General features: G+C 70.4%; 11 protein-coding genes. 9 read left to right on the top strand and 2 right to left on the bottom strand.

The window, feature by feature from the left end:
- Both BFF77_RS14390 and BFF77_RS14395 read left to right on the top strand, forming a co-directional pair.
- The coding region (locus BFF77_RS14390; protein WP_245703416.1) for a peptidoglycan-binding domain-containing protein at positions 1-261 on the top strand (261 nt) is incomplete at its 5' end.
- 221 nt (positions 262-482) lie between these two features.
- Complete coding sequence (locus tag BFF77_RS14395; RefSeq protein WP_066948837.1) at positions 483-1166, top strand: HAD-IA family hydrolase; 684 nt, start codon at positions 483-485, stop codon at positions 1164-1166.
- Between the two features lie 224 nt (positions 1167-1390).
- Here BFF77_RS14395 and BFF77_RS14400 read toward each other — a convergent pair whose 3' ends face one another.
- Entirely contained in the window at positions 1391-2128 is a 738-nt protein-coding gene (locus BFF77_RS14400; RefSeq protein ID WP_066948840.1) for an ABC transporter permease, read from the bottom strand.
- A gap of 438 nt (positions 2129-2566) precedes the next feature.
- On the opposite strand from BFF77_RS14400, the gene BFF77_RS14405 reads away from it, so the two are divergent.
- The 3 genes from BFF77_RS14405 to hemC all read left to right on the top strand — a co-directional run bounded on the left by BFF77_RS14405 (position 2567) and on the right by hemC (position 6202).
- Positions 2567-3220 carry an HNH endonuclease family protein gene (locus BFF77_RS14405; protein WP_066948843.1) on the top strand — a complete coding sequence of 218 codons (654 nt, stop codon included), beginning with the start codon at positions 2567-2569 and terminating at the stop codon, positions 3218-3220.
- A 166-nt stretch (positions 3221-3386) separates the two neighbouring features.
- On the top strand, positions 3387-5126 hold the full coding sequence (locus tag BFF77_RS14410) for an alkaline phosphatase D family protein (protein ID WP_066948845.1): 1740 nt from the start codon (positions 3387-3389) through the stop codon (positions 5124-5126).
- 131 nt (positions 5127-5257) lie between these two features.
- Entirely contained in the window at positions 5258-6202 is a 945-nt protein-coding gene (gene hemC / locus BFF77_RS14415) for a hydroxymethylbilane synthase (RefSeq protein ID WP_066948848.1), read from the top strand.
- On the opposite strand, the gene BFF77_RS14420 is transcribed toward hemC, so the two are convergent.
- A complete protein-coding gene (locus tag BFF77_RS14420) occupies positions 6195-7169 on the bottom strand; it encodes a hypothetical protein (protein WP_079125148.1) in 975 nt (324 codons plus the stop codon). The two genes, hemC and BFF77_RS14420, sit on opposite strands and share 8 nt — an antisense overlap.
- A gap of 876 nt (positions 7170-8045) precedes the next feature.
- Between BFF77_RS14420 and BFF77_RS14425 the strand changes: the two genes are divergently transcribed.
- The 4 genes from BFF77_RS14425 (at position 8046) to BFF77_RS14440 (ending at position 13237) form a co-directional block, all read left to right on the top strand.
- Positions 8046-9383: an NsdA family TPR-like regulatory protein gene (locus BFF77_RS14425; protein ID WP_079125149.1), complete on the top strand. Its 1338-nt coding sequence runs from the start codon at positions 8046-8048 to the stop codon at positions 9381-9383.
- Positions 9384-9646: 263 nt separating this feature from the next.
- Entirely contained in the window at positions 9647-11785 is a 2139-nt protein-coding gene (locus BFF77_RS33265; RefSeq protein ID WP_079125150.1) for an FAD/NAD(P)-binding protein, read from the top strand.
- Between the two features lie 66 nt (positions 11786-11851).
- Positions 11852-12298, top strand: coding sequence for a DoxX family protein (locus BFF77_RS14435; protein WP_066948853.1), 447 nt, complete (start codon positions 11852-11854; stop codon positions 12296-12298).
- Between the two features lie 282 nt (positions 12299-12580).
- Complete coding sequence (locus BFF77_RS14440; RefSeq protein WP_066948856.1) at positions 12581-13237, top strand: DedA family protein; 657 nt, start codon at positions 12581-12583, stop codon at positions 13235-13237.
- The last annotated feature ends 77 nt before the right edge of the window (positions 13238-13314 follow it).

The following is a 13314-nucleotide window of genomic DNA, read 5'->3' on the forward strand; positions in this document are numbered from 1 at the left end:
CGGCTGCCGTCGCCCACACCGGAGGGCATCTCGCTCGGTCCCGGGGACTCCGGCCCCGGGGTCGTGGAACTCCAGAACCGGCTGGGGGAGGTGTGGCTGTTCCGCGGTCCGGCCGACGGGCGCTACGACCGGCGCGTCGAGGGCGCGGTACGCGTCTACCAGTCGTACAGGGGCGTCGAGGGCGATCCCGAGGGCGTCTACGGACCGAACACCAGACGCGCGCTGGAGGCCGAGACCCAGGGACACGGTCGACGGCACTGAACCTCTTTGTATAATGTCGAAACAAAGTGGTTCCGCCCGTACACCCTGACCGGCGGGCGGAGCCGCTTCTGTCTGCCCGCCGCCGACTGCCCGCCGCCCCTCCGCCCGCTTCGTGCCGCCCGCCGGCGATCACGACCCCACCGCCGCACCTCCCTCACCCCCGTGCCAACCTCGTCCCGACCGCTCCCGCTTGTTCCCGCCCCGCGCTCTGGAGTCCGCCGATGACGGCCACCGCTGCCACCACGACATCCACGTCCGTCCTCACCACCCGCGCCCTCCTGCTCGACATGGACGGCACGCTCGTCAACTCCGACGCCGCGGTGGAGCGCTGCTGGCGGCGCTGGGCGGTCGCGCAGGAGCTGGATCCGGAGGAGGTGCTCAGGGTCGTCCACGGCCGCCAGGGATACGCCACGATGGCGGCGCTGCTCCCGGACCGTCCCATGGAGCTGAACCTCGCCGACAACCGCAGGATGCTGGCCGAGGAGACGGCGGACACGGAAGGCGTCGTCCCGATCCCCGGCGCGCCCGCCTTCATGGCGGCCATCGCGGCGCTGCCGCACGCCCTGGTCACCTCGGCGGACACGGCCCTGGCCGAGGCGCGGATGACCGCGGCGGCCCTGCCCATGCCGGGGACCCGGGTCACGGCCGAGAACGTCACGGCGAGCAAGCCGCACCCGGAGGGCTTCCTGCTGGGCGCGGCCCGGCTGGGCTTCGCGCCGGAGGACTGCGTGGCGCTGGAGGACTCGGAGGCGGGCATCACGGCGGCCAGGGCGGCGGGCATGCGGGTGGTGGGTGTGGGACCGCGGGCGGCGGTGATGTCTCCGGACGTCCATGTACACGACCTGACCGGCCTGCGCGTGGAGGCGCTGCCGACGGGAGAGATCAGGCTGCACGCGACGGCGTAGCGGCCGACGGGCCGCGGGCCCGGCCCGGGGCGAAGCGGCCGACGGCACGGCCGGAGGCTCGGGCCCGGCGGCGAGTGACCGGCGCGACCGGGCGAGGCTCCGGCCCGGCCGCCCGGTTCAGGGGCCGGTTCGATCGCCGGGCCCGGACGTCGGTCCGGACGCCGCACCCAGGCCTCGGTCCGGACGACCGACTCCCGGTTCAGACGCCGGTCCGGACGCCGGGTTCAGACGTTCCGGTGAAGCCGTCCGCGTGCGACCAGTTCCAGGACCGTACTCACCGCCACGGCCTGCACCGCCAGCAGCGCCACCAGTACGAAGAGCTGCACCGCTCCCGCCTGCACCGGCGACGCGCCGCCCAGCAGCATTCCCACGAACGCGCCCGGCAGCGTGACCAGCCCCACCGTTCTCGTCTGGTCCAGCCCCGGCAGCAGCGCGTCCGCCGCCACGGTTCTGGCCACCTCCATCCGGGCGTCCCGGTCGGGCAGTCCGAGCGCGAGTCCCGCCTCGACCTCGCCGCGCCGCGCGTGCAGCTCGTCGAGCGCCCGCCGTCCGCTCAGCACCGTCGCGGTGAGCGCGCCGCCGATGAGGATGCCGGCGACGGGGATCACCGCGATGCCCCGGTGCGGTACGACTCCGGTGAGCAGCAGTACGGCCATGACGGGCGCCACCGCCGCCCCGATCGGCACGGCGGCCCACCACCAGGTCCGGTTCTGGGTGACCCGCCGCCCGGCGGTCCGTACGGCGACGGCGTACATCAGCACCACAAAACCCAGCAGCGGCGCGACGGCCCCGACCACCCAGCCGATCAGCGCCGAGACCGCGGCGAGTTGGACGGCGGCCCGCACACCCGCGAGGGCGATCTCACGGGCCCGCCCCAGCCGGGCGACGGCGGCCACGGCCACGGCGACGACCAGCAGCAGCCCGAGGACGACCCAGAACGTGACATCGACCCGCAGCAGCACGGCCCCAGCCTAAGCCTCGCCGTACGACGGGCACCCGGCCGACAGACGCCGCGACGCCCCGCCAGCAGACGCCGGCGGACACCGACGGCCGACACCGACGCCCCGCCGTCGGCCGTCGACGGGCGCCGACGGGCCGCCGCCCAGGCCCCGGCCGACCTCTCGCGCCCGCGCGCCGGACCGCGCCCCGGCGCACCGCACCACCCCGGCCACGTCAACTTTGCCCCGATTGAACCGAGTTGCCCACCCGTCAGGAACTACCCGGCGCCCTTACCCTCTTGATGTGACGTGCTCATGTCGCCACCCTGTTACCTGGCGCCCACCCCACGGAAACCAGCCACAGCCACGATGGCGGCCGGACCGACGGCCCACCAAGGCCCGGCCCGAACGTCGCACCCCCGCACGGTCCGATCAGCTTCCCCCCACCCCAAGGGAGTTCGCATGTCAGGTATCTACGCGCGTCGAATGCCCCGTATCGCCGTCCTCGCCGCCTCCGCCGCTCTCGCCACCGCCACCACCCTGCTCACCGCGCCCTCCGCCCAGGCGGCCATGCCCACGCCGGTCAGCGCGGCCACCGCCCGTAGCTACCTCGGCCAGCTCACCGTGCGCGCGGAGGGCTCCACCAGCGGTTACAGCCGTGACCTCTTCCCGCACTGGATCACCCAGTCCGGCGCCTGCGACACCCGCGAGGTCGTGCTCAAGCGCGACGGCACGAACGTCGCGCAGAACTCCAGCTGCCAGGCCACGAGCGGAAGCTGGTACTCCCAGTACGACGGCGCCACCTGGAGCGCCGCGTCCGACGTCGACATCGACCACATGGTGCCGCTCGCCGAGGCCTGGACCTCCGGCGCGAGCAGCTGGTCCACCTCGCAGCGCCAGTCCTTCGCCAACGACCTGACCCGTCCGCAGCTCATCGCCGTCACCGACAACGTGAACCAGTCGAAGAGCGACCGCGACCCGGCCGAGTGGCTCCCGCCGCGCACCGCGTACCGCTGCACGTACGTCCGCGCCTGGGTGCACGTGAAGTACTACTACAACCTGAGCGTCGACTCGGCCGAGAAGAGCGCGCTCCAGAGCGCCCTGAACGGCTGCTGACACCGGCCCACCGCCAACGGCCCCACCGCCGGCCGGTCACGGCATCCGGTCATGGCGTCCCGGCCCCCGGCCCGCTCGCGCGGCGCCGTCCCCCACACCGGCCGGGACCGCCTCCCCGCCTTCCTCCGTCGTTCCGTACCCTACGGTGCGACGGAGGAGGGCAACCATGACCGGACTGCGCCTGGGGCCGCTGCTGCGGTACGTCGACTTCGACGGCGGCGGCACGGCGAGCGTATGGGTCGAGACCGACCGGCCCGCCGCGGCGGAGGTGCGGTGCGCGGACGGCGCGTACGGCATGTCGCGTACGTTCCATGTCGCCGGGCACCACTACGCGGTCGTTCCGGTGACCGGTCTGACGCCCGGCACCACCACCGCGTACGACGTACTGCTCGACGGCCGACGGGTGTGGCCCCCGGCGGACTCCACCCGCCCTCCGAGCACGATCCACAGCCCCGCTCCCGCGGCCCCCGGGGCCGCGTTGCGCGTGTCCTTCGGGTCCTGCCGCTGGGCCGCGCCCGCGCACGGCGAGCCCGATCCGATCGGCCCCGACGCGCTCGACACCCTCGCCAAGCGCCTGGCGCACGACCCCGGCGCCGAGCGGCCCGACGTACTGCTGCTCCTCGGCGACCAGGTGTACGCGGACGAGACCTCGGACGCGACCCGGGCCCGGCTGGCGCGCCGGCGCGATCCGGCGGAACCGCCGGGCGACCAGGTCGCGGACTACGAGGAGTACACCTATCTGTACGACGAGTCCTGGGGCGACCCGGACGTACGGTGGCTGCTCTCCACCGTACCGAGCTGCATGATCTTCGACGACCACGATCTCATCGACGACTGGAACACCAGCGCCGCCTGGCTGGCGGACATGCGGGCGCTGCCCTGGTGGCAGGAGCGGGTGCTCAGCGGGCTGATGTCGTACTGGGTCTATCAGCACCTCGGCAATCTGACGCCGGAGGAACTGGCGGCGGACGAACTGTACGCGGCCGTACGCGCGGAGCCCGACGGAACGGATCTGCTCCGCCGGTTCGCCTCCGAGGCCGACCGCGATCCGGCGTGTGTGCGCTGGAGTTACCGGCGCGACTTCGGCCGCACCAGGCTGCTGATGGTCGACTCGCGCGGCGCCCGGGTGCTGGAGGAGTCGAAGCGGGCGATGCTCGACGAGGGCGAGGAGCGGTGGCTGCGCGACCAGGTGATGGCGGGCCGCGACGCCGCCGCGCGGCCGGCGGGACGACCGGACGAGCCGGTGCGGCCCACGGCGGAACAGCCCGCCCAACGCCCCTCCGGGCAGGGCCCGTACGACCACCTCCTGATCGGCACCTCCCTCCCCTGGCTGCTCCCGCCCTTCATCCACGACGTGGAGTCCTGGGACTCCGCGCTCTGCCGGGGCGAACGCGGCCCGCGCTGGGCCCGGTTCGGGGAGAAGCTGCGCAGGGCGGCCGATCTGGAGCACTGGGCCGCCTTCCCCGAGTCGTTCGACGGACTGTCCGCGCTGATCGCGGAGGCCGGCGGCGGGCCCGATGCCCCGGCGACGGTGTCCGTGCTGTCGGGCGACGTGCACCACGCGTACATCGCGGAGCCCACCTGGCCGGCCGGCGACGCCCCGCACGCCCGCGTCCTCCAGCTCACCTGCTCCCCGGTGCACAACTCCGTACCCGGCTGGATCAAACTGGGCTTCCGCCTGGGCTGGAGCCGAGGCGCACGCCGCCTGGGCCGCGCCCTGACCCGCCACGCACGCACCCGCCCCGCACCCGTCAACTGGCGCAAGACCGGCGGCCCCTGGTTCGGCAACCAGCTCATGACCCTCACCCTCCGGGCCCGTTCGGCCGACCTCCACCTGACCCAGGCCCAAACCCGCTCCGGCGAAGCAGAACTGATAACAATAGAAAGCCGCCCCCTGACATCCTGACACCCCGGGCGAGACCTGACGAGAACAGCAATGGCGATCACGCCTGTGCCGACCCTGTGTCTGTATATGCGCACCGCGCCGGGCCGTAATCTGATGGCAACCCGTCAGGCCCGGAGAGTTGGTCGATCACCGTGGTTCAGTATCTTGTCGGCTCGCGTGCGAGCAGCCTTGCCAAAGCTCAGGTGCGAGAATATCTACGTCCTCTACGTAAGCGATTTCCGGACACCACTTTCACGCACCGCGTGATTCTGGAAGTGGGCGACAAGGACCGTAAGTCGCCCCTGTCGCGTGTGTCCGCCGCCAATGGCGGGTCAGCATTCAGCACCGAGCAGGAAGCCGCCTTGGTGCGAGGTGACGTGGATGTGATCGTCCATTCGCTGAAAGACCTGCCTACCGCGAATCCTCCCGGACTCGTGCTCCTGCCTCCGCCGGGGCGCGAGGACGTGGCAGACGCGCTCTGCGGCTCGACTCTCGCGGGGTTACGGAAGGGTGCGAAAGTCGGAACAGGTGCCCCTCGCCGGATCGCACAGCTACTCGCGGTGCGCCCCGATCTCGACATCGTCCCGATCCGAGGAAATGTTCCTCCTCGTCTCAAGAAGATCGGGACGGAAGGGCTTGACGCGGTGGTCCTCGCGGTAGCGGGACTTCGTCGCCTCGGCCTGGACGATGCGATCGGGGAGGTGCTGCCGCTCGACCACTTCCCGCCGAGTCCCGGGCAAGGGGCACTCGGGATTCAGGTCCGTACGGATGAGAGTTCCGCCCGGCTGCGCGAGATTCTGTTCACGGTCGGTGATGCGGCCGCTGACACACAGGTAAGAGCCGAACGCGCGCTATTGGCCGAGTTGCACGGCGGGTGCAGTGTGCCGGTGGGCGCGTACGCCGACAGGCTCCCGAACGGAAAACTCAGGCTGTTCGGTCAAGTCACATCGCTGGATGGAACCGAGCAGATCTCCAGGGTGCTGACCGGGTCGGCCGCCGAGCCGGAGAAGCTCGGCGCGGCCCTGGCCATGGAACTCATCGACCAGGGCGCGCATTCGATCCTCGACGCGGTACGAGGCGGGCTCGCGGCTAGATGAGTTGTCGGGCGATATCGAGCGCGGCATAGGTGACGCTCGCGCTCGCCCCCGCCCGCTTCAACATGGTGAACAGCTCGACCAGCAGACGTACGTCCCTCTGTCCGGTCTCGGAATCCATGTGGGTCAATGCGGTGTACTCGCCCGACACGGAGAACGGGAAGAGGGGCAGGCGGGTGCTCGTGCGGAGCGTGGCGAGCACATCGGCCGTGAACTGTGCGGGCTCCAACAGAATCATGTCGGCCCCCGCGGCTTCCATCCTCAAGGCCGTATCGATGAACTGGTCGGCCTTCCCCGGGTTGATCTGAAACTCTCGGTTGAGCCCCGCTTTCGGAGTTGCCCCCATGGTCAACCGGAACCTGTCGTACAAGCTCGACCAAAAGATGACGTGGGGCATGACGGACACCCCTTCATGTCCGGTCTTGTCCAGGAGACTGCGAACGGCCCCGACCGTGCCGAGCACCATGGACGCCGGCCCAACGATGTCCGCTCCTGCTTCCGCGTGTGCCAGTGCCTGGGCGGCTGTTGCTTCCACGGTGGAAGAGACATCCGGCTGTCCGTTCCGATCGGTGAGGTAGCACACCCCGTCAACGGTGTACGAGCACAGGCACGTTTCTGTCATGACCGCGAGGGACGGTTCTGTGTCCTTGCACGCGTGGATGGCACGGGCCATCAGCGAATCGGAGGCGAACGAGATTCCCGCGGTGGCATCCCGCTCTGCGGACTCGGCGAACAGCTTCACGGAGCGGATGCCGAGGGCCACGCACTCGCGGACCACGGCGGGAATCTCGCCGACCGTGACTGTGGGCATGGGTCGGTCGGCGTGCGCCTCGGTGACAAGCAGCACCAGGGACAGATCGGCCGGTGTGAGCGTCCGCGGCTCCAACAGGCTCCGGACGGCCGGTCGGCTCCGGAGCGGGCTCGTCATCCTGATGGGTGTATGGGGGCTGTGCGTCGTGGTGACGGCCATGTCTCATCCCTTGGGTTGGATCGTGCGTGATGTGAACGCTCCGAGCAGCCGCCGCTTCCTCGGCAGGAATGGTGGGTGGAATCAGCGGGTGAGCGGGACTGCCAACAGCCATCCGAGCGTGGTGTACGCGGCAAGGGCGGAGGAGGCAACAAGACCCGTCCGTACCAGGGCCACGATCCGCGCGAGGAGGCTACGGCGCGATGCATGACGCCTGACGTGACCTCGTCCCTGCGGGGCTTCTGCCACTGGTTTGCTCCCCCGAGTGACTCCCGGCCCTGTCATGGCCGACTGCCCATGAGCGCGGATTGCTTCCGGCGGTGCTTGGCGAGTGCCTTGAGTTGGCGCTTCTCCCGGTCGGTTGCCGGCCGGACCGAGATCCGTGTGGCATACCAGGAACGGCCCGACGGGCGGACGATACGGACCATCGGACCATGGAGACCCGCCACCACACCCGGCATATCCGTCCTGGGATCGAACACGGCTGACCCGATGAGGAGTTCTCCCGCTTCCGGAGTCGGCACGGCGAGCCGTCTCTTCATCAGGAGCCCCCAGACGGCCGATGCGGGTGCGCCGCGATCTGTTCCCCGCACTGCTCAACGGACTTCTCACCGATCCCGCGGCGCGCGTTGTCCCGCCGTCTGCCCCACCAGGCGCACACCTCGCAGCCGACCACCGGTTCGACCAACTCGGCGGCATCGCTGCTCAGATGAAACCCTCGGTCCGCCATCGTCTGCCCTTTCGCTGTACGGCTCTCACTGTTCGGCGTTGCTCGCACTAGGCAACCGCACGGTTACGCAGAGCGGTACTGTTGGAAAGCGCGCACGAGTTAAGAGCGTTAAGCGCTGAGCGCCACGTGCATGGGGAGTTGAACGAACCGTGAGCACCAGTGAACCGAACAGCGGGTTGGAGCAACTGTTCCGCGAGACCGGTTGGAGTCTGCGGCAGTTCGCGCAGGCCGTGAACCGCGTCGGGACCGAGCAAGGCACCCCGGTGCAGTACCGTCCCCCGTCCGTGCATCAGTGGCTGGAGGGCGGAATGCCCCGTGAATCAGCTCGACCACTGATCCTGGAAGCACTCGCCCGAAGGCTGGGCCGTCCCGTAGCACCGGCCGAAGCCGGTTTCCCCACGCCGGAAGCGTCAAGCACATCGGGCACTGTTGACGGAATCATTGATCTCGGAAGGCAGGACATGGACCCGTCTCGCCGCAGGGTCATAGGCTCCGCTCTCTTTTCCGTCGCACTCACCGTCCCGGACTGGCCGGACGTGGTGGGCAGGATAGAAGCGGCGCAGGCCGGCACAAGGGCCCGCCTGGGCACCTCAGATGTGCGAACGGTCATCGCCATGACGGAGCAGCTCTCGTCCATGGACGATCAGCACGGAGGCCGCACGGCTCGGCCCCTCGCCGCAGCGTTCCTCGTCAATACGGTCGCACCCTTCCTGCGGACCGACGGGCCGGAGAATGTACGCAGAGCGATGATGTCGGCGGCCTCCGATCTCTGTTATCTGACGGGCTACATGGCCGTCGACGAGGGATTGCACGGACTCGCACAGCGCTACTACCTGAAGGCTCTGGAACTCGCCGGAGCTTCGGAGGACCATTTGACCTATTGCACAACGCTCCGCGGCATGAGCGTACAAGCCGTGGACCTGAATCAGGGACCCGTCGCGATGCGGCTGGCCAATGCCGCCGCTGCCTCATCCCCGCAGGCGGGACCCAGGATGCGTGCGTTTCTCGCAGGGCAGCAAGCACACGCTGCCGCACAGATCGGGGATCGTCGCTCCGCGCTGATGTACCTACGGGAAGCGGAAGTCGCGATGGACCGCGCGGAGTCGGGCGGGAGGGTCTTCGGCTCTTACGATCCCGCCTCACTGAATTACCACACGAGCCAAGTGCGTTTCGAGATGGGCGACATGGCCGGAGCGGTTTCCGCGATGCAGGAATCGGACAAGTTGCGCTACAGCGTTTATCGGCGAACGCGAGTGAAAGAGCGTGCCATTCTCGCGGAGCGGCAACTGGCGGTCGGACACCTCGAAGCCGCGTGCCGGACATGGGGACTCGCACTGGATGATTATCCGCTGGTGAATTCCGGGAGAATCGACAAGCGGATGACGGACATGTTCGGTCTTCTCGGCCCGCATTTGAAGAACCCCGACGCCCAGGCGCTGTACGAGCGCGCGCGGGCGACGGTGCGGCCCGAGCTGATTCCCGCATGACAAGGCGCCCCGCCGCCTCGGCAAGACGTCACGGACCTGGTTCGGCGAGCGGCTCATGGCCTTGGCTTCGTGTGGCCGTTCGGTCGTGCTGACGCCGTGACATCCGGGGCTCCCGCGCCGGGGTCGGCGGGTGCGGGAGGTCCTTCGTGATCATTCACACAAGGCGTGATCCTTGGCCCAAGGGTTCGGCTGCCGGTGCACCAACGGCATGATGATGCGGACCATCCGCTTCCCGTACCCCACATGCCCCGGGAGTCACAGTTTTGTCCGATGTACGGCCCCCCCAGCCCCGCTCATTCGCCGTCGTCGGCGCCGGTCCCCGCGGCACCTCGGTCCTCGAAAGACTCTGTGCGTCCGTGCCGGAACTGGCTCCGGACATCCCGCTGACGATCCATCTGATCGATCCCGCACCGCCCGGCGCGGGACGTGTCTGGCGTACCGACCAGCCGGCCGAACTGCTCATGAACACCGTGGCCTCCCAGGTGACCGTGTTCACCGACGAGAGCGTCGAGTGCGAGGGCCCGATCCGTCCGGGCCCGAGTCTGTACGAGTGGGCCGCGGCCCGCCCGGAGGAGCGGCTCGGCCCCGACGACTACCCGAGCCGCGCCGGCTACGGCCGCTATCTGGAGTGGGCGTTCCGTACGACGGTGGAGAACGCGCCGGAGAATGTGACGGTCGAGGTCCACCGGGCCCGCGCAGTCCGGCTGGACGACGGTGTCGAAAACGGCGCGATCTCATCCCCGTCGACGCCCGGTTCACCCGGTTCATCCCGCTCGTCCGCCCCTCAGCGGCCCGCCCAGACGCTCACTCTCGACAACGGTACGACGATTTCCGGCCTCTCGGCCGTCGTGCTCGCCCAGGGCCATCTGCCGGTGGTTTCCGGCCAGACCGAGGCGACGCTCGCGCAGTACGCCGAGCGTCACCGGCTCCGCTATCTGCCCCCCGCGAATCCCGCGGATGTCGATCTCTCGGGTGTCGCTCCGGGCGAACCGGTTCTGCTGCGCGGCCTCGGTCTCAATTTCTTCGACCACATGGCGCTGCTGACGGCCGGCCGCGGCGGCATTTTCGCCCGGGGAACCGACGGCGTTCTCGTATACCACCCGTCCGGGCGCGAGCCGCAGTTGTACGCGGGCTCGCGGCGCGGAGTCCCGTACCAGGCGCGCGGTGACAACGCGAAGGGGCCGTCCGGACGGCATCTGCCGCTGGTGCTGACGCCGGACGTGATCGCGATCTTCCGCAAGCGCGCGGACGAGGGCGATCCGCCGGACTTCCGCGCGGAGATATGGCCGCTGGTCGCCAAGGAGGTGGAGGCGGTCTTCTACGCCACCACCCTGTTCGACCGTCCGCCCGTCACAGGCGCCGGCCCGCGCATCCCCGCGCACGCCGACGCCAACCCCGACGCCAAGACCGCCACCGCCACCGGCACCGGCACCGCCACCGCCACCGCCACCGGCACCGGCACCGGCACCGGCACCGCCATCAACGCCACCGCGTCCGCCCGCGCCCGCGAGGACTTCCTCGACCGCTTCCTCGCGACGCCCCACGGCAGCCCCCAGGAGTCCGCCGTCCTGGACGCGGCCGGGATCGCTCCCGCCGACCGCTGGTCCTGGGACCGGATCTCACGCCCGTACGGCGGCGAGACCTTCCGCGATCCGGCGGACCACCGCGCCTGGCTGCTGGACCGGCTGCGGCGGGACGCGGCGGAGGCGGCGCTCGGCAATCTCACGGGCCCGGTCAAGGCGGCCCTGGACGTACTGCGCGATCTGCGCAACGAGATACGCCAGATCGTGGACCACGCCGGGCTCACCGGCCGCTCCCGCCGCGACCATCTCGACCGCTGGTACACCCCGTTGAACGCGTTCCTGTCCATCGGTCCGCCGCGCCGCCGGATCGAGGAGATGGCCGCGCTGGTCGAGGCCGGGGTGCTCGATGTGATCGGTCCGCGGACGACCGTCAGAACGGCGGACGGCGCGTTCCTCGCCGAGTCGCCCGACGTCCCCGGCTCGGCCGTCCTCGCCACGACCCTGGTGGAGGCCCGGCTGCCGGAACCGGACCTCCGGCGCAGCTGCGACCCCCTGCTCTCGCGGCTCCTGAAGACCGGCCAGTGCCGGCCGCACCGCGTCGGCGGTTACGAAACCGGCGGCCTGGACGTAACACGCCGTCCGTACCACCTCGTAGACCGCCAGGGGGAATTCCACCCCAGGAGGTTCGCCCTCGGAGTGCCCACGGAAGGGGTCCACTGGGTGACCGCCGCGGGAGCGCGGCCGGGCGTCGACTCGGTGATGCTGTCGGACACCGACGCGGTGGCACGTGCCACCTTGCGCACACCGCCCGCCGGGGAAGCGGAACGCGCGGCGCGAAATGATCCACGGCTGAATGTTGAACTTGCAAGCATTGATTAGGTCTGCCTAACGTGAGGGGAGCTTCTCATCGGTCCAGACCAATCGATCGAAGGAGTACAACCCCCCATGTACACACGTCTGAACCATGCTCAGCCCTATGCCATCGGGCTGTTCCGTATCGTGGTCGGGCTTCTCTTCGCCTGCCACGGAGCGGCCTCGCTCTTCGGCCTCTTCGGGAGAGAGACCGTCGAGGCGGGCACCTGGCCCGGCTGGTTCGCCGCCGTCATCCAACTCGTCGGCGGCGTACTGGTGCTGCTGGGCCTGGGCACCCGGATAGCGGCACTGGTGTCCTCGGGCTCCATGGCGTACGCGTACTTCAACGTGCACCAGCCCGAGGGACTCTTCCCGATGCAGAACAACGGCGAGCCCGCCGCGATGTTCTGCTGGGCGTTCCTTCTGATCGTCTTCACCGGTCCGGGCGCGCTCTCGCTGGACCAGCTGTTCTCCTCCCGCGGCTCGCGCGGCGGCAGCGAGGAGGCCAGGCAGGAGCGGCGTACGGCGGTGGCCGCCTGACCCGTACGCGCCGCCGGACCGGCCCGTACAGCCGCCTCACCCGCCTGGCCCGCACCACCTGTCTCATCTGCCCCACCGCTTGACCTGTTCGTCCCGTTCGACCGATGCGAGGGCACCTTCGATGCCGGCGTCCGGACCTTCCCCGAGGTCCGGCCGCCGGTATCGCATGCCCCGGACGATCTCCCCGTACCGCACAGGCGTACGCTGTACGGCGGCAGCCGCCCCTGCCGCTTCCCTGCGACCGCGGCACTGCCACGGGACCGGGCGGGGAGAGTCGAGAAGGTGCTGGAGAGTCTGGGGTCGCTGACCGGCAGCCCGTGGATCTACGCGGTGGTGGGTGTCTCCGTACTGCTCGACGTGTTTCTGCCGGTGCTGCCCAGCGGCGTGCTCATGATCACGGCAGCCACGGCCGCCGCCGCGGGCACCGGTTCGACCACGGTCGCCGTCGCGGCCGACAAGGTGGCGCAGGTGCCGCGCGAGGTGCCCTCGCTGCTGATACTGATGGCATGCGCGGCCGGCGCCTCCGTACTGGGCGATCTCTTCGCCTTCCGGCTGGCCCGGCGCGGCGGCCGGCTCGGCCGGGCCATCGCCGGCTCACGCCGGCTGAGCAACGCGCAGGAACGTCTCGGCGGCGCGCTCAGCCGTGGCGGCGGGATCCTCGTCGTCATCGCGCGGTTCGCCCCGGCGGGACGCTCGATCGTCTCGATCGGCGCGGGCGTGGCGCATCGCAAGGTGATGGAGTTCCTGCCCTGGTCGGCGCTGGCGGGCGTGGCGTGGACGGGCTACAGCACGGGCCTCGGCTACTTCGGCGGCCAGTGGCTCGGCGCGAGCTGGGTCGGCACGGCCGTTTCCGTCCTGGCGCTGTTCGCGGCGGGCTCGCTGGCGGCGTATGTCGTCCGGCGCCCCGAACCGGGCCCGGCCGCGGCCCCGCTCGCCTGAGCCTCAGGCGCTACGAGCCGCCGCGGCCGGCGCGGACACCGCCCCGCCCGGGTTCCCGCCCGCGCCTCGCACCTCGA

The organism is Streptomyces lushanensis, from assembly GCF_001700515.1.
Taxonomy (GTDB): Bacteria; Actinomycetota; Actinomycetes; order Streptomycetales; family Streptomycetaceae; genus Streptomyces; species Streptomyces lushanensis.

Excerpts from the sequence above, each read along its gene's own strand:
- BFF77_RS14395 (WP_066948837.1), top strand. The coding sequence starts at position 483 with ATGACGGCCACCGCTGCCACCACGACATCCACGTCCGTCCTCACCACC.
- BFF77_RS14405 (WP_066948843.1), top strand. The coding sequence starts at position 2,567 with ATGTCAGGTATCTACGCGCGTCGAATGCCCCGTATCGCCGTCCTCGCC.
- BFF77_RS14410 (WP_066948845.1), top strand. The coding sequence starts at position 3,387 with ATGACCGGACTGCGCCTGGGGCCGCTGCTGCGGTACGTCGACTTCGAC.
- BFF77_RS14420 (WP_079125148.1), bottom strand. The coding sequence starts at position 7,169 with ATGGCCGTCACCACGACGCACAGCCCCCATACACCCATCAGGATGACG.
- BFF77_RS14435 (WP_066948853.1), top strand. The coding sequence starts at position 11,852 with ATGTACACACGTCTGAACCATGCTCAGCCCTATGCCATCGGGCTGTTC.